The sequence below is a fragment of the Bradyrhizobium sp. SZCCHNR1015 genome, assembly GCF_032489875.1.
In the GTDB taxonomy this organism is placed as follows: domain Bacteria; phylum Pseudomonadota; class Alphaproteobacteria; order Rhizobiales; family Xanthobacteraceae; genus Bradyrhizobium.
The window spans coordinates 707680-724131 of record NZ_JAUEYW010000001.1 but is presented as its reverse complement, the minus strand read 5'-3'; the positions used below and the strand labels follow the sequence as shown (position 1 = coordinate 724131).

The 16452-nt window shown below is 65.9% G+C and carries 14 protein-coding genes; 4 read left to right on the top strand and 10 right to left on the bottom strand.

The window, feature by feature from the left end:
* Window positions 1–19 precede the first annotated feature (19 nt).
* Window positions 20–322, top strand: coding sequence for a hypothetical protein (locus QX128_RS03340; protein ID WP_316180963.1), 303 nt, complete (start codon window positions 20–22; stop codon window positions 320–322).
* A gap of 227 nt (window positions 323–549) precedes the next feature.
* On the opposite strand, the gene QX128_RS03335 is transcribed toward QX128_RS03340, so the two are convergent.
* The 5 genes from QX128_RS03335 to QX128_RS03315 all read right to left on the bottom strand — a co-directional run bounded on the left by QX128_RS03335 (window position 550) and on the right by QX128_RS03315 (window position 6104).
* The gene (locus QX128_RS03335) at window positions 550–1296 is read right to left on the bottom strand and encodes an SDR family NAD(P)-dependent oxidoreductase (protein WP_316180961.1); all 747 of its coding nucleotides are present in this window, start codon (window positions 1294–1296) and stop codon (window positions 550–552) included.
* Between the two features lie 207 nt (window positions 1297–1503).
* A complete protein-coding gene (gene purF, locus QX128_RS03330) occupies window positions 1504–3036 on the bottom strand; it encodes an amidophosphoribosyltransferase (protein WP_316180960.1) in 1533 nt (510 codons plus the stop codon).
* 23 nt (window positions 3037–3059) lie between these two features.
* Window positions 3060–3686 (bottom strand): CvpA family protein, encoded by a 627-nt coding sequence (locus QX128_RS03325; RefSeq protein WP_315712460.1) that lies wholly within the window; start codon window positions 3684–3686, stop codon window positions 3060–3062.
* Between the two features lie 173 nt (window positions 3687–3859).
* On the bottom strand, window positions 3860–5359 hold the full coding sequence (gene radA, locus QX128_RS03320) for a DNA repair protein RadA (RefSeq protein WP_316180959.1): 1500 nt from the start codon (window positions 5357–5359) through the stop codon (window positions 3860–3862).
* A 19-nt stretch (window positions 5360–5378) separates the two neighbouring features.
* Window positions 5379–6104: a sulfite exporter TauE/SafE family protein gene (locus QX128_RS03315; RefSeq protein WP_316180958.1), complete on the bottom strand. Its 726-nt coding sequence runs from the start codon at window positions 6102–6104 to the stop codon at window positions 5379–5381.
* A gap of 286 nt (window positions 6105–6390) precedes the next feature.
* On the opposite strand from QX128_RS03315, the gene QX128_RS03310 reads away from it, so the two are divergent.
* A complete protein-coding gene (locus tag QX128_RS03310; RefSeq protein ID WP_316180957.1) occupies window positions 6391–6693 on the top strand; it encodes a hypothetical protein in 303 nt (100 codons plus the stop codon).
* A 205-nt stretch (window positions 6694–6898) separates the two neighbouring features.
* Complete coding sequence (locus QX128_RS03305; protein WP_316180955.1) at window positions 6899–7717, top strand: LssY C-terminal domain-containing protein; 819 nt, start codon at window positions 6899–6901, stop codon at window positions 7715–7717.
* 15 nt (window positions 7718–7732) lie between these two features.
* Here the strand turns inward: QX128_RS03305 and QX128_RS03300 are convergent, their stop codons facing one another.
* The 5 genes from QX128_RS03300 to QX128_RS03280 all read right to left on the bottom strand — a co-directional run bounded on the left by QX128_RS03300 (window position 7733) and on the right by QX128_RS03280 (window position 15579).
* Window positions 7733–9238, bottom strand: a complete 1506-nt coding sequence (locus QX128_RS03300) for an MFS transporter (RefSeq protein WP_316180953.1) — start codon at window positions 9236–9238, stop codon at window positions 7733–7735.
* Between the two features lie 72 nt (window positions 9239–9310).
* Entirely contained in the window at window positions 9311–11122 is a 1812-nt protein-coding gene (locus QX128_RS03295; RefSeq protein WP_316236651.1) for an amidohydrolase, read from the bottom strand.
* Window positions 11123–11366: 244 nt separating this feature from the next.
* Window positions 11367–12245, bottom strand: coding sequence for a hypothetical protein (locus QX128_RS03290; RefSeq protein ID WP_316180949.1), 879 nt, complete (start codon window positions 12243–12245; stop codon window positions 11367–11369).
* Window positions 12246–12263: 18 nt separating this feature from the next.
* The gene (locus QX128_RS03285; RefSeq protein ID WP_316180948.1) at window positions 12264–13760 is read right to left on the bottom strand and encodes an amidase; all 1497 of its coding nucleotides are present in this window, start codon (window positions 13758–13760) and stop codon (window positions 12264–12266) included.
* 835 nt (window positions 13761–14595) lie between these two features.
* The gene (locus QX128_RS03280) at window positions 14596–15579 is read right to left on the bottom strand and encodes a helix-turn-helix domain-containing protein (protein WP_316180946.1); all 984 of its coding nucleotides are present in this window, start codon (window positions 15577–15579) and stop codon (window positions 14596–14598) included.
* Between the two features lie 104 nt (window positions 15580–15683).
* Here QX128_RS03280 and QX128_RS03275 point away from each other — a divergent pair, with 104 nt between their 5' ends.
* Window positions 15684–16409, top strand: coding sequence for an alpha/beta hydrolase (locus QX128_RS03275; protein WP_316180944.1), 726 nt, complete (start codon window positions 15684–15686; stop codon window positions 16407–16409).
* Window positions 16410–16452 lie beyond the last annotated feature (43 nt).

Here is a 16452-nt window from a genome sequence, read left to right as displayed (position 1 = left end):
CTTACGATTGACGCGGCCCATGCCCTGGCGTTCAGTGCTCGGGAGCGCGGCGCTGTTGACGTCCGTGCTGCTCGGCGGCTGCGCGACCTCGGGCACGACGCCATCGTCCGACACGGCGCAGTACGGCAACACGTACAACTATCTCCCGGTGAACGACGTGCCGCATGACGAGCAGCGTCCGGTGCTGTCGGTGGAGCAGCAGGAAAAGCTGCGCAAGGAGCTGACGGCGGTGCGCGATCGTCAGGTGCCGGCCGCGGCGAAGCCCGTCCCCGCGAAGCCCGCTGCCGCAAAGCCTGCGGCGGCGAGTCCTGCTCCGAAATAGCTGCCGACGCAGATCGGCTCACAAGTGGTCGGGGCACGAACGGGTTGACGCGTCGTGCGTGAGAGGCGTGGTGCCGACCACGTCCGCCGCTGTCGTCCCGGCGAACGCCGGGACGGATACCGCGTGATGCGTGTTGGGAAAGACGGTCTGCGTCGTCATCGTCGCCCACCACGACCGCCGGTGGCTATCGGTCCGGCGTTCGCCGTACGGTGAGGGGAGCAACGATCTCACGCCGGCGGCTGAAAGCTCTTCAGCGTGCGGGTCTTGTACTCGTACAGTTTGCCGGTCTCGGTCCAGGACGGCAGGCACATCGGCACGATGAAGTCGGCGACCTGCTCGGGCGTCTCGAGCGTCATCGGGTCTTCGCCGGGGAAGACCGTGGCGCGCATGCGGGTGCGGATCGGGCCCGGGCTGAACAGGTTGACGCGCAGCGGCGTGCGCTCGGTCTCGTGCGCCCACACCCGCGCCAGCGTCTCCAGCGCGGCCTTGGTGACGGCGTAGGGGCCGAGATAGGCCTGGGCCTTGTGGGCGGCGCCTGAGGTGAGGAACACGGCGCGGCCGGCGTCGGAGGCCTTCAGCAGCGGCTCCATGCAGCGGATCAGCTGGAAGTTGGCTGAGAGGTTGACGGCGACGACGTCGTTCCACGGCTTCAGGTCGATATGGCCGAGCGGCGAGGACGGGCCGGGCACGGCGGCATTGCCGACGAGGATGTCGAGCTTGCCATGGCGCTCATGCAGCGCGGCGCCAAGACGGGCGATGCCGTCGCTGTCGGTCATGCTGAGCGGCACCAGGGTGGCGCCGTTGCCGGTCTCTTTCCGGATCTCGTCGTCGAGCTCCTCCAGCCCGCCCTGGGTGCGGGCGACCGCGACAACATGCGCGCCGGCGCGCGCCAGCGCGCGGGCGGTCGCATGGCCGATGCCGCGCGAGGCGCCGGTGACGAGGGCAATCCGGTTGGCGAGGGGAAGGGTGGTCATGGCCGCTATTCTCTCAGACGTCGTCCGGGCCAGGCGCACGATTGCGCGCCCGGAGCCGGGACCCGTACTCCTCGGCGGTTATGAGGGAGTTGGACCGTCGTGGCTAGTCCTAGCCGCCCAACGATCGCTGGTGGCTATGGTCCTGGCATTCGCAGAGACGACGGGCAACCGCGCATCGCCCCGGAACGACGGCGTGTGGAAAGAGCCTCAGCTCGCTTCCGCCAGCAGCGAGAGCTGCTGCTGGGGCGGCTCGACGAGTGACTGGTCGGTGAGATGGGTCGGATAGCTGCCGGTGAAGCAGTGGTCGGCATATTTCGGCGCTGCCGGGTCGCGGGCGGGCTCACCCATCGCGCGATACATGCCGTCGATCGACAGGAAGGCGAGCGAGTCCGCGCCGATCAGCTGGCGCATCTCCTCGAGCGAATGCGTCGCCGCGAGCAGGCCGCCGCGATCCGGCAGGTCGATGCCGTAATAGTCGGGGTAGAGGATCGGCGGCGAGGCCAGGCGGAAATGCACCTCGGTGGCGCCGGCGTCGCGCATCATGCGCACGATCTTGCGCGAGGTGGTGCCGCGCACGAGCGAGTCGTCGATCAGGATGATGCGTTTGCCTTCGATCGCGGCGCGGTTGGCCGAGTGCTTCATGCGCACGCCGGATTCGCGGATCGCCTGGGTCGGCTGGATGAAGGTGCGGCCGACATAGTGATTGCGGATGATGCCGAGCTCGAACGGCACGCCGGAATGCTGGCTGTAGCCGATCGCCGCCGGCACGCCGGAATCCGGCACCGGCACGACGACGTCGACCTCGGGATGGCTCTCGCGCGCGAGCTGGGCGCCGAACGCCTTGCGCACCTCGTAGACCGAGCGGCCGCCGACGACGGAATCGGGACGGGCGAAGTAGATGTATTCGAACACGCAGGGACGTGCCGGCTTCGGCGGGAACGGCTTGTGGCTGTGCGCGCCGGTCTCGTCGAAGATCACGACCTCGCCGGGTTCGATGTCGCGAATGTAGCGCGCGCCGATCATGTCGAGCGCACAGGTCTCCGAGGCCAGGATCGGGCAGCCTTCGAGCTCGCCATAGACCAACGGACGGATGCCCAGGGGATCGCGGGCGCCGATCAGCTTCTTGTTGGTCATGCAGACCAGCGAGTAGGCGCCTTCGAGCGCGCGCAGCGCCTCGATGAAGCGGTCGATGAAATTGGTGCGGCGGGAATGCGCCACCAGATGCAGGATCACCTCGGTGTCGCTGGTCGACTGCATGATGGCGCCGGCGCGCACCAGCTCGCGGCGGAGCGTGAGCCCGTTGGTGAGGTTGCCGTTGTGGCCGACCGCGAAGCCGCCGGCATTGAGCTCGGCGAACAGCGGCTGCACGTTGCGCAGGATCGTGGCGCCGGTGGTGGCATAGCGGACATGGCCGACCGCGGCGTTGCCGGGCAGGCGCTCGATCACCTCGCGGCGGGAGAAGGTGTCGCCGACCAGGCCCAGGCGGCGCTCGCTGTGGAAGCGCGCGCCGTCATAGGAGACGATGCCGGCGGCTTCCTGGCCGCGATGCTGGAGCGCATGCAGGCCCAGCGCAGTGATCGCGGCGGCATCGCTATGCCCATAAATGCCGAACACGCCGCACTCCTCGCGCAGCGTGTCTCCGTCCAGGTCTGGGTCTCTGAGGTAGGCTTGAGGTCCGAAGTCCAGATCCGCGTGAGTATCCGCTTGGGCTTCGCCGGAAGAATCGTGGTGCAGGTCCATCGCGCCTCTCTTCTGGGCTGAGCTCACTTGGCCGCGGGTTTCTCGATCAGCTTCTTCAAGCTGTCGCGGGCAGGCTTGCTGTACCCATCGCCGCCCGCTCCGGGCGACTCGGTGTCAGTCTGGTCGTCGTCCGGCTTGTTCTTCTTGAACTTCTTTAAAATGGTGTTCTCGGGATCATCAGGCAAGAGCGACATCAGCCAATCCCCGGTTCCCTGCAGGACGACGCGGGATTTGGCGCCGGTGACCCAGTCCGGGCGCTGCTTGTCCGGCACCAGCCAGCTGAAGAACAGGAACGCGACCACGACGATCAGCAGGCCGCGGCCCAGTCCGAACAGGAATCCGAGGGTGCGATCCAGCGCGCCGATGCGCGAATCGAGGATCATGTCGGAGATCTTGACCGTGATCACCGAGACGATGAGCAGGGTGCCCACGAAAGTACCGGCGACGACGACGACGCTGGCGACGGTATCGTTGTTGAAATAGGTCTTCGCGGTCGGCAGCAGCTTGGAGAATGAATAAAGCGTGACCAGGGCGGCCGCGCCCCAGGCCGCGATCGACAGCACCTCGCGCATGAAGCCGCGGACCATCGCGAGCAGCCCCGACACCAGCATCACGCCGAGCAGGATGAGATCGAGGATCGTTATCGGCATCGGCTGCTCAGGTCCGCTTCACAGGTCCAAGGTTCGCTTCGAATCGACGGAGGACCGCCCCTCCAGGTGGAGGACAGCGAGGTTCCCCGGCAAGTCCGGACGCTGCACGATCCCGTGTGGGCGACCGGTTGCGGCGTTGTATAGCGGCGAGTCACGCGAACGTCACGGTCCGGCTAGCCGTCCTGGCGGCGGAATCTCGCTGGTGTGGCATTTTTTTCGGCAGGGCGCGGTCCGCGGCGGCCGTGGTCGCCGTCATCGTCGCCCTGCCGGGTCGTCTCATGGCGGGCACGAGGCGTGCCGCGCGCGGCGATGTCGGCCACCAGGCTGGTCAACCCGCCGACGGTATTGAGGCTGAGCCCGGCGTCGCCGCCGGCCTCGCCGCGGGCGCGCTCCGGCAGCACCACGCGCAAAAAGCCGAGCTTGGCGGCCTCCTTCAGCCGTGCCGAGGTCTGCGCCACCGGTCGGACCGCGCCCGACAGCGAAATCTCGCCGAAATAGACCGCATCGGGCGGCAGCGGCGCGTTGACCAGTGACGAGACCAGAGCTGCGGCCGCGGCGAGATCCGCCGCCGGCTCGTTGATGCGCAGGCCGCCGGCGACGTTGAGATAGACGTCGTGGCCCGACAGCTTGACGCCGCAATGCGCCTCCAGCACGGCCAGCACCATCGACAGCCGGCTCGGATCCCAGCCGACCACGGCGCGGCGCGGCGTGCCGAGCGAGGTCGGCGCCACCAGGGCCTGGATTTCGACCAGCACGGGGCGGGTGCCCTCGATGCCGGCAAAGACCGCCGTGCCGGGGCTGCCGAGATCGCGCTCCGACAGGAACAGCTCGGACGGGTTGGTGACCTCGCGCAGACCCAATCCGGTCATTTCGAACACGCCGATCTCGTCCGTCGGGCCGAAGCGATTCTTGACCGAACGCAGGATGCGGAACTGCTGCGAGCCCTCGCCCTCGAACGACAGGACCGCATCCACCATGTGCTCGACGACCCGGGGGCCGGCGATCTGGCCGTCCTTGGTGACGTGGCCGACCAGGATGATGGCCGCGCCGGATTTCTTGGCGAACCTGATCAGCTTCTGCGCCGAGGCGCGCACCTGGGTCACCGTGCCCGGGGCCGATTCCACGGTGTCGGTCCACATCGTCTGGATCGAATCGATCACGATCAGCCGCGGCACGCCGCCCTCGGACAGGGTCGCGATGATGTCCTCGACCGAGGTCTCAGCCGCCAGTTGTACCGGCGCATCCGCAAGCCCGAGGCGCTCGGCGCGCAGCCGCACCTGGGCGACAGCTTCCTCGCCGGAAATGTAGACCGCGCGATGGCCCGCGCGCGCCAGCATCGAGGTCGCCTGGGTCAGAAGCGTCGATTTGCCGATGCCGGGATCGCCGCCGACCAGCAGCACCGAGCCGCGCACGAAGCCGCCGCCGGTGACGCGGTCGAGCTCGGTCATGCCCGACGACAGCCGCGGCGCGTCGATGGTCTTGCCGGTCAGCGATTCCAGCTGGAAGGTGCGGCCCTTGCGCTTGGAGCGCAGCGACACCGGCGCCGAGGTTGCCCCCGTCGTGTCTTCCTCCGCCAGCGTGTTCCACTCGCCGCAGGCCTCGCATTTGCCCTGCCAGCGCGAATAGGCCGCGCCGCAGTTCTGGCAGACGAAGGAGAGTGTGGTCTTGGCCATGAGGTGAGAATCGGTGCGGTCAGGAGTGGGTAGCGTTCCATAACATACTTAGGCCGGCGGCCAGCATGATGCCATCCATCACCACGCGGAACACGTCCGGCTTCATGTGCAGCACGAAGCGCTTGGCGACGAAGGCGCCGGCCATCAGCGAGCCGCCGGCGATCAAACCTTTCAGCAGGATGTCCGGCGTGAGCGCGCCGAAGCGCTGGAAGGTGATGGATTTGGACACGTAGAGCCCAAGCGAACTCGCGGCCTCCGTGGCGAGGAAGGCGCCTTTCGACAGCCCGTAGAACAGGAACAGCGGCACGCTCAGCGGCCCGGTCGAGACCACGATGCCGGTCAGATATCCGATCACGGCACCGCCGGTCGCGAGATGCCAGAGGTTGGCCTTGAGATCGTGCCGCGCCAGCCAGTGCCGCACCGGCACCATCGCCATCAGGAACAGCCCGATGGTGATGTCGACGGCGTGCGACGGCAGGATCAGCAAGGTGCGCGCGCCGAGTGCGGCGGCCGGAATCCCGGTGACCGAATAGGCCGCGCAGGCGCGCCAGTCGACCTCGCGCCACCACGCCAGGATGCGCGACAGGTTCGCCATCACGGCGGCGACCGCCATGATCGGCACGGCCTCCTTCGGCCCGTATTCATAGGTCAGCACCGGCATCAGCATGATCGACGAGCCGGTGCCGACGATACCGGACAAGGTGCCGGCCACGAGGCCGACCGCGAGCACGAAGAGGAAGCCCAAGAAGATCGTCTCCGCGCTCGGACGAGATCTCTCTCCGCGTCGTTGCGAGCGAAGCGAAGCAATCCAGGCTGTGCGTGCCCCTGGATTGCGTCGTCGCGGAGCCTGCCCTCGGGCTCGCCGCAGGCGAGACTCGAGGGGCTCCTCGCAATGACGGAGTCGGAGAGATGCGTCCCGTGGTTAACGGCTCGTTCGAGCCGACTCGAAATCGGCGATGATTGTGCGTCCGCATCATTAAAAGTTGAAGCGTATTTCCTCGCAGGTCCGCTGATGTTCTCGGACGATGACGATGAGCAAAACGCCAATGTCCTTGCAGATGCGGCCGTCCATGACGGCAACCGCCGATGCGGAGTTCCCCTGGTTCACGGCTGCGATGCTGGCCATGGAAGCCGGCGAGGTCATCCGGCTCCGGCTGGAGAAGTTCGCGCGCGGCGAAGCCGATGCGGGCGAGGAGGCTGAGCTGATGGTCAGCGAAAAGATCGCCGCAGCCCTGGAGGCGACGGCGAAGCTGATGGCCGGCGCGAGCCCGGCGGCAGTCGTCGATCTCTATCGGGGCTATGTCGCGGCCAACGCCGAGCGGCTGTCGGCCTAAGCCCTGCGCAGTCCGATTGCGTTGGACTGCGGATGTCGAGCCACCGAGCGTGGACGAGCTGGTCGAAACGCCGCCGGCTGGGCCGTTTCATGCGTTCAGGTGCGGTGTGTTGCCATTGTGATGAAGATCGGACACCTTCCCGAAACCACCGACTGCCGCTCAATTCTTTCGCCGGACCGATCGAGTGCGACTGCTCATACGCCTCATGCAACGCGTGCTGGTCGCCGGGCTGGGGATCTTCACGGTCTGGCTGATCGTCTTCGTGGTGTTCGAGACCGCGAACCGCAGGCTGCCTTGGATTGCCGCAGTCGGCGTCAGCTACGCGTTCGCGGCCTATGTCGTTCTGCCACGCGTGATCCGGTTGAGCCTCAGGATTCTTCAGAAGCGGCGAGTGCCCAGCTACACGATCACGGGGGATGGATTGCCCGGCGACCCCGTCAATCTCGCCCTGGTCGGGACGCTCCAACAGCTTCGCGCAAGCTTTGCTGCGGTCGGTTGGTCTGAAGCGGACCGATTGGGCCTGACGAGCTCCTGGGCCATGATCCGCGCCTTTGTCCTCGATGCGCCTTACCCCGCCGCTCCGTTCAGCACGCTCTATCTGTTCGGGCGCGGCCAGGATATCGGCTTTCAGAAAGCCATCGGCAACAGCCCGCGAAAGCGCCATCACGTCAGGTTCTGGGCTGTTGGCCTGGCACACGCAGAGCAAACTTGGAATGCAGGCGATTTCTGGTCCAACGCCGATCAGCCGGCGGTCGATGAATCCGCTCTGTGGGTCGGCGCCGGCACGAAGGACACCGGCCTGTCGTTCACCCGATTGACGTTTCAGGTCACGCACGCCACCGATCCGGATGTCAACGCCGAGCGGGACTACATCATGGCCGAACTGATCAGGACACGATCGATCGAGACCGTGGAGCTGTACAAGGCTGGTCAGAGCCTCCCCGAGCGGGTCAATCACTACGTGACGGACGGAGACATTGCGTTGGCGAGCCTGTTGGTCTCCACCGCAGACGACGACACATGATTTGCCGTCGTCTGTCTAATGGACACGCTGACGAGCCGCTTTCGATGTCGTCCGTTCTGCCCGGGGCCGGACCAGGAAGGCGGTTCCGAGCAGGACGAGCATCGCCACGGTGACGACCGTCAGGAACGCCTGATCGAAGGCGCGATGGGCGTGCGAGGTGACGATGGCAGCGAGCTCGGTCGGCAGCCGCTCGGCTGCGATCAGCGCCTCGTCGATGCTGTCGCGCGCAGCGGCGGGAATGCCGAGGCCGTCGGGCAGAACCATGAAGGCCGTATAGACCCCGGACAGGATGCTTCCGAAAATGCTGATGCCGATGGTGCCGCCGAGCTCGAACGACACTTCCTCGATCGACGCGGCCATGCCTTCGCGGCCTTCGGGCGCGTGATTCATCACGGCGTTGGAGGCGGCCGCGATGGATGCGCCGAGCCCGAGCCCGTTGATTGCGATGCAGATCAATTGCAGCACGAGGCTGGCGTTGTAGCAGAGCAGGTAGCCGGCCGCGCCGATGCCTGCGATCGCCAGCGCGCCGGACATCGTGGTGGCGGCTCCCACGCGACGGAGCATGAGGCTCGCGAGCGGCCCGCCGATGAATGCCCCCAGCGGGGCTGGCAGGATGTACAATGCCGCCTGCAGCGGCGAGTAGCCGAGGACGAGCTGCAGGCGCTGGCTGATCGCGAGCTCCGTGCCCGCAATGGCAAGTGAAGCCACGATCGCGGTGATCACGCTGAGCGTGAACTCGACGTTTCGGAACAGGGTGAAGTCGAGCAAAGGATCCTCGAGACGCAATTGACGGCGCACGAACACCGTCAACATGATGACTGTCGCGACGGCCGTGCCGGCAAGGACGACATAGGACGACTGGCGACTGCCGAGCTCCTCGACGACGTAGGCGAAGCCGATCAGTCCGGCCATCACCTGCACTGAACCGAGGAGGTCCCAGTCGCGCTCAGCACGATCTCGCGGCGCAGGAATCAGCAGCAGGCCGGCGGCCAGCGCCAGGACGACGAGCGGCACGTTGATCAGAAAGACCGAGCCCCACCAGAAATATTCCAGCAGGACGCCGCCGACCAAGGGGCCGACCGCCGCCCCGCTGGACGCAACGGCTCCCCAGATCGCGATGGCGAGCGCCCGTTCGTGGTCATCGGAGAAGGTGATGCGAATGATCGACAGCGTCGCCGGCATCATCAGCGCGGCGCCGATCGCGAGCAGGACGCGTCCGCCAACCAGGATCGTGGCGGTCGGCGAATAGGCGGCGACGACCGAGGCCAGTCCGAAGACGATGAGGCCGGCGACGAATGTCCTCTTGTGCCCGACGCGGTCGCCGAGCGAGCCGAAGCCGGGAAGCAGGCCGGCGACGACGAGCCCGTAGGCCATGACGATCCACAATTTCTCCGAGGCGGTTGCTCCGAGCTCATGGGTCAGGCTGGGCAGCGCCGTATAGAGCACAGTCATGTCGATGACGACGAGCGCCAGCGCGCCGGAGACGGTCAGGAGGATCAGCCAGCGAATGCGCTTCGGCATCGGCGAATCCGCCGGCGGAAGACTCTGGTCAGTCCGCGCATTCGCCATCTCGTGCACCGTCATCATTCCCGTTCAGAGTCCGTCGCGATGTGTGATCCGGCCGTTCATCATCGTCAGCTGAATATTGACCTTGCCGATCTCGTGCGGCCCGACATCGAACAGGTTCTTCTCGAGCACGATCAGATCGGCCAGCTTCCCGACCTTGATGGAACCGATCTTATCCTCCATGCGCAGCTGATAGGCCCCGTTGATCGTGTAGCCTCGAATGAGCTCCGGCAGGCTCAGGCGTTCGGTGGCGGGCGGATGGACCAGGCTGTCGGGCTTGCCCGGCTCCTGACGCGTATGGCCGGCCTGCACCGCCTCGAGCGGTTTGACGACGACCTTGGAGCCGGTCGCCAGGGCATCCATTCCGAACGACACCGTGACGCCTTGGTCGATGAACGTCTTGAAGCTGTACATGCGGCTCCAGCGCTCTTCGCCGTAGATCTCGCGGATGCGACGCTGGCTCGTATCCGGCACGCCCCACTGGATTTGGGTGTTCGCGATCACGCCGAGCTTTCTGAAGCGCGCAATGTCCGACGGCGCAGTGAGGAACGCGTGGCAGATGGTATGGCGGCGGTTGCCCGGGCCACGCTCGCCAAACGCGGCGTCGTATGCATCCAGGCTCATGCGGACTGCGGCGTCGCCGACGGTGTGAAGATGCGTGTCGATTCCCTCCGCATGTGCCTGGCGCAGGATCCGGTTCAACACGGGCGCGGGCAGCAACGGTTCGCCGCGCCAATCCGGACTTCCGGCATAGGGATCGAGCAGATAGGCGGTGCGGGTCAGCTCGGTGCCGTCGACGAGCAGCTTGAGCACCTCGGCCTTGACCAGCGGCGTGCGATAGCGCTTCCGGTACGCCCGAATGATCGGCAGCGGATCGACGTTGGGATCATTGTGATAGAGGCAGCCGATCACGCGTTGCAGCAGCTTGCCGCGCCTCTCGAGGTCGACCAGCATGTCGAAACCGTGATGCTGCTCGGTCGGCCAGGCGCTGAAGCCGGCATCGAAGAAGGTGGTGATGCCGGCGGCCGCCAGCTTGGGCTGCCATTCCTCGATGGCGGCGGCGGTCGACTTGAGACCGAACGGTTCGATGCCGTGCTTTTCGAGCGTCTTCAGCACCGCGAACAGCGCGGGCACTTCCAAAATGAAGCCGGTCGGCGCGCCATTTGGATCCTTTTCGTACCAGGAGGAGCCGGGTACGACGTCGCGTGGGGTGTCCTTCGTGATGCCGGCCATCTCCAGCAGCTTGGAATTGACCCAGTAGCTGTGCAGATCGCAACTGACGAGCAGGACCGGCCGGTCTGGGAAGATCGCGTCCAGCGGTTCCTTGCGCGGACCCGAGGCCGGAAACGCGCCCGCGATCCATCCGAAGCCGAGAATGAACTTCTCGTCGGAATGCGTCTTGGCGTAGTCGCGCAGGATCTCGTAGATGCGCTCGGGATCTTCCTCGTTAACCCAGGCGCCGCGAGCAAATGCCAGCGTGCAAAGATGCCAATGCGCTTCGACGAAGCCCGGCATCAGCATACGGCCATCGAGGTCGATGACCTCAGCCCCGCGTCTGGCAAACTTCATCGCTCCGGCATCGTCGCCGACATAGACGATCTTGTCTCCCTTGACGACGACCGCCGCCGCCCAGGGCTGCGAGTCTTCCACCGTATAGACGCGCCCGCCGCGAAACACGGTCGTGCGGCTGGAGGCGGCAAAAGCCTGAGCCGGCCCGGCGGCCGCGAATGCTGCGGCGGCAGCCGTGGTTGCAACCATCCGGCGACGGGTCAGTCCGCCGCCCTCCTTGTTCGACGCCGCAAACAGCGAACCGATGGCTGAGCCGCATGCGATGCACATTGTCCTGCTCCGAAAAGCCTGCGCTCCGCGTGAGCTGCATCATCTTCCAATCGAACGTTAAACTACGTCTCTCCGCGCCTTCCAGGATTGACCGCGATCAAGTCGGACTCAAGCGAGGGCGAGCGTGCGTACGCAAGCCGAAGTTCTGTTTGCTGATGGCGAAAATTCAAATCGAATCCCTTCGGACAGGATTGCACGCCGCCTTGCGACTCGCGGCGGCAGAGGCCGTTCGATCGGAGCAGAATCATTTTGGAAACAGGAAAGCCAGACTCGCCCGAAGCTGCCAATGTGATGCCTGGTCCGGCTTCAACAAGTTGTAGTAGACGCCCACCTCGGCATTGATCGGCTGCCTATCGACCATGAAGAGCTTGCCCACGCCGACGCCGATCGGGACGACCCAGCGATCATTGCCCTTCGCGAGCCAGTTCGCCGTGATGATGGGACTCGAGCTGACGTAGGACCCGTCGGAGAAGTTGTAGGTCACGAAGTACTGCAGCATCATCTGGTTCACCGGCGCGCGGTCGCTCGGACCGGCAAACGACCAGATGTTGTTGGCGAGCACCCCGAGCACCCACGGACCCGGCATGGTCAGCGCGACGAGGGTCGGACCTGCGCTCCATTTTCCCGAACCGAGGGCGGGATCGGTCGCCGACGGATAGGAAAAGGTCGGGCCGACACCCCAGATGAGGGCGCCCGAATGCGACGGGGTGAGCGCGAAGATCTGGTTGATGTCGCCGACCCCGCCGATCCGGCCCTGCTCAGGGGAGAAGCGCACCTGGGCGATGCCGGGAATGGTCGTGCGCGTCACCAGATTCCAGTCGGCATTGAGCTCGAACGGGATGACCGGCTCGATCTTGAAGACGTCGGCCGTCTGCCGGTACGGGCCCGTATTCGGCATCGCGATGTTCTCAAGGCCGACGCTGATCGTGTCCGCGATCGGGTTCTGCGCCGCCTTGGCCAGATCTTCGAGCGACGGCGTCCTGGCCTGCTGTGCCAGGGCGCCGGAGTCATGGCAGAGCGCCGCGATCAGGAGCGACAGAACCGCACGTCGAAAAGCTCTCGGAATCCTTGTCGACCTCGCTGTCGAAGCGCTGCTCTGGCAGCCATTGTCTCGCGTCCGCACCGTATGGCCCCGCTTGCATCAGGTGAAGGTCGGGAAACGCTCGCCCGCGAACAGGGAGCGCCGAAGACGGGACCAGTTGGACGCGAACTGGAACGTGTCGAGATCGGTGTAGGTCTGGCCGATCACCTGCATGCCCGCGGGCATGCGGTCCTCGACCAAGCCGAGCGGGACCTCGACGACGGGATAGCGGTTGAGCAGGTTCCAGTGCCACGTCAGCGCCAGGTTCAGGCCGGTGCCCACCCACGGGTCCACCTTGTTGTCCTTGCTCTTGAACATGTCGGCCCCGACAAGAGGCGTTGCCATGGTCGGCATGAGCAGAATGCGGTAGCCCTTCCCGAACACGCGCTGCTGGACTTGGCGGTGCAGCCGCTGCAGCAGCTCCTCGGCGTCTTCGGCCTGGCGCGGTCCGACCGGGCCGACCTGGTCGAGCATTTCGGTCATGTAGGGCGAGAGCTGATCGCGATGCGCATTCGAGATCTCGATCGCGGTGCCGATGGACGTCGACATCAGCCCACGGATGAAGACCATCTTGTGGGCTTTCGTGAAGCCGCAATCGACCTCGTCCACCGTGCAACCCGCGGCGCGCAGCGCCGCGATGCCTCCCAGCATCGCAGCCTTCACGGAGGGTATGACCTCCGCAATGCCGGCGCCCCAATCGACGGCGATGCGCCATCCGGAAAGGCGCGGATAACGAGTGGGATAGTCGAGGCGAGGGCGCATCGCGGCCATCACCCGCTCGGACGGACCGACGATCGCGTTCTGGAGGCGGACGAGATCGTCGAAGCGCCGCGCCATCGGGCCCGAGGTCGAGAACGGGATTTCCCCGCCGGCCACGCGTCCGAACGGCGGCCTGAAGCCATAGAGACCACATTGTGAGGCGGGAATTCGGATCGAGCCGCCCATGTCGGAGCCGAGGGCGAGCGTCGTGAAGCCCGCGGCCAGCGCCGCGCCGGACCCCGCCGACGACCCGCCCGGAGAATATTCGAGATTCCATGGATTGCGCGTCGTGCCCCAGGCGCGGGTGGATGCGCCGAGGAAAAGATAGAATTCCGGCACGGTCGTCTGGAACGGCATCACGGCGCCAGCCGCCTCGAGCGAGTCGATGATGGCCGCGTTCTCCGTTGCCGGCGGCGAGTCCTTGTAGATGAGCGAGCCCTGTGTCGTCCGCCAGCCGGGCCTGGAGAATTCGTCCTTGATGGCCACCGTGATCCCTTCCAGCGGCCTCGGATTGCCGCGCCGATAACGGTCTTCGGACTGCTTGGCCTCCTTCATCGCCTGGTCGAAGTGCTCGTAGGTGATGCAATTGACCTTCGGGTTGTAGGCTTCGATCCGCTTGATCTGCGCCTTCAGGAGATCGACCGGCGACGCCTTGCGGGCCCGGAACATGGCGGTGAGATCGGCGACCGATGCGTAGCAGAGCGGATCGGCGGACTCGGCCTGCGCGGCCGGCAAACCGAGTTCGGATGCGACCAACGCCGCTCCCGCGCCTTTGATGAGCATTCGTCTGTCGATCATACACGCCTCCGCATTTCCGGGAATCGGTCCGAGTATTTCGATTGGATCGTGAGGTGACGATCCGAGAAAAACGTGCCCGCTCTGCGGGAAAGACACTATTCCCGATTCCGCGGATCGTATGAACTCGGGGGAACTACGTAGTCCATTGCGTGCGAAGCGTTCGCATGAGCTGCGCGTGTTCGAGACGAATAGGTTAGAATGATTGTCAATTCGGAATAACTCCGCGACTTCGAAGCGGAATCGCCATTCGAAGCAAGCAGGGCCGCATCACGTTGTGAGGGACGCCGGCCTGCGCATCGTGCAGTTCGCGATCAGGTCGCGAACTCATCCGATCTGCTCAGCTCATGGCAACGAAATCGATGTAACCTGCAAGTGCGCGATTCGCGCGGCTCTGCGAGCGTGACCCCTGATCTGGCTGCATCCGTGGAGCAACCGGCGGTCCCGCTTCGCTCGGCAACGTGCTCTCATGATCTTGCTGCTGGCCGTGATGCTCCTACCGAAGTGCGACGGCAAACCGACGGAGTGAAGAATGTTCACACTGGTACATGCAGGGACTTGGCTCGTCGTCGGCTTGATTGGTGGCGGCCTTGCCGGAATCCTGGTGAAGCGCCGCCGGGCAGGTTCGGGCTCCTCACCAACATCGGATTGGGGTGCGTCGGCGCCCTCATCGGCGGTGTCCTGTTCAACATGTTCGGGTTGTTTCCAGGCATGGGCAGCATCGTCATTTCGCTGCGCGATGTCGTCGCGGCGTTCGTCGGCTCGCTCGTCCTGCTGGCGGCAATCTGGCTGTGGGGCGTAGCGCGCGAACCGAGTCCGCGCTGAGCCGGCGGGGCTGTCAGCCCGAGTGACGCGCGGTCTCCGCGCGCCAGTCGCGCGGGCGCATGCCGAAACGCTGCTTGAAGCGGCGCGTGAAGTGCGACAGATCCGAAAAGCCCCAGTCGAAGGCGATACGGCCGATGTCGCCGCCACGGGCGGGATCGCGCAGATCGCGCGCTGCGCCATCGAGCCGGCGCTCCATCACCAACTCGGAGAAGCTGGTGCCGGCGCGGGCCAGCAGCTTGTGCACATAGCGCTCGCTGATCCCGACGACAGATGCGATGGTCGCCACCGTCAGGCCGGGCTCGCGCACCCGCTCGTGAATGGCGCGGCGCAGCGCCAAGGTCGTCGCATCGGCAAACGAGGTGGTCGCATGCGTCTCGCGGCGGCCGCGACGCGCCAGGCTCAGCGCCACCAGATCGAGCAGCACGCCGAACAGCGCCGACGCATCGTCCGGCGCGAGCCGCAGCGCGTTGGCGTTGAGGGAGCGCGCCGTCTCCACGATCAGTGCGCCGACGCACGGGTCGTCGGACAGCCGCGTCGGCGCGATGTCCGGCACCGCCGGCAGGCGGCCGAACAGCGCATCGGCTGGGACGCGGAACGAGATCACGCCGAGCGACGGCCCGCGATCGTGCTGAAGCACGAAGGTGCGGTCGCTGTCGAAGATACCGACCTGACCGGCGGACAGGCTGACATCGCATTCGTCCTGCAGGATGGTGCAGCGGCCGGCGAGCTTGAGGTTGAGATAGAAGCAGCGCTGGGTGGAAGCGGCGATGTCCGTGCGCGAGCGACGTACGATGTGCTCGGGAAAGCTGACGCGGTTGATGGCGCCGCTCCCGACGCTGATGCTCTGCACCTCCGCGGCGAATCCGATGCCGCGCGCCGGCTCCGGCGTCAGGTTCATGAAGGCCTGGCAGATCGCCTCGCGGTAATACGAGAACTGCTCCTCCGGCCGCACCGCTGCCGTATTCCAGCTCCGCTGCCGTTCCGGCTCGGCGCCCATCGGTTCACTCCGAGACCAATCGGGTTCAGTTGCAGCCAAGCGCCGCGGGCGCGGTCCGGCCCATAGTCCTTGCACCGCCTTCCATCGTGCAAAGGAACGTGATCATGTCAACCTACGTCCTGGTCCATGGCGCCTGGCATACCGGCGCCGAGCTCGAACCGGTCGCAGTGCCTATTCGCGCCGCCGGCCACACGGTGCATCTGCCGACCATCCGCGGCAACCGCCCCGGCGACGCCAAGACCACCGGACTCGACGAGGCGATCGCCTCGATCTGCGACTACTTCACCGAGCACGACATCACCGACGCCGTGCTGATGGGGCACTCCTATGGCGGCATGGTCATCACCGGCGTCGCCGACCGCATCGCTCAGCGCATCCGCCGCCTGGTCTACTGGAACGCGTTCGTGCCCAACGACGGCGAGTGCCTCAACGACATGGTGCCACCGCACTATGTTGCGCTGTTCGACGCGGTGGCGGTGGAGCGCGGCGACGGCTCGGTGGTGCTGCCGTTCCCGGTCTGGCGCGAGGCCTTCATCAACGACGCCGATCTCGCCACCGCGACGCGCACCTATGAGATGCTCAATCCGCATCCCAACAAGACCTTCACCGACAAGATCACGCTGCGCACCAATCCCGCCGAGATGGCAATCGCGAAATCCTACATCAACTGCACCGAGGACACGGCGCTGCCGCACAGCCTGCCATGGCACCCGCGCCTGTCCGGCAAGCTCGGCCTGTTCCGGCTGGTCCAGGTGCCCGGCAGCCATGAGCTGTGCTTCTCCGATCCCGGCCGGCTCGCGCAGGCGATCATGGATGCGGGCCGGGACTGACGGGGCGCCGTCACGCTCTCGGTGTGACGCCACGCGGTGATGA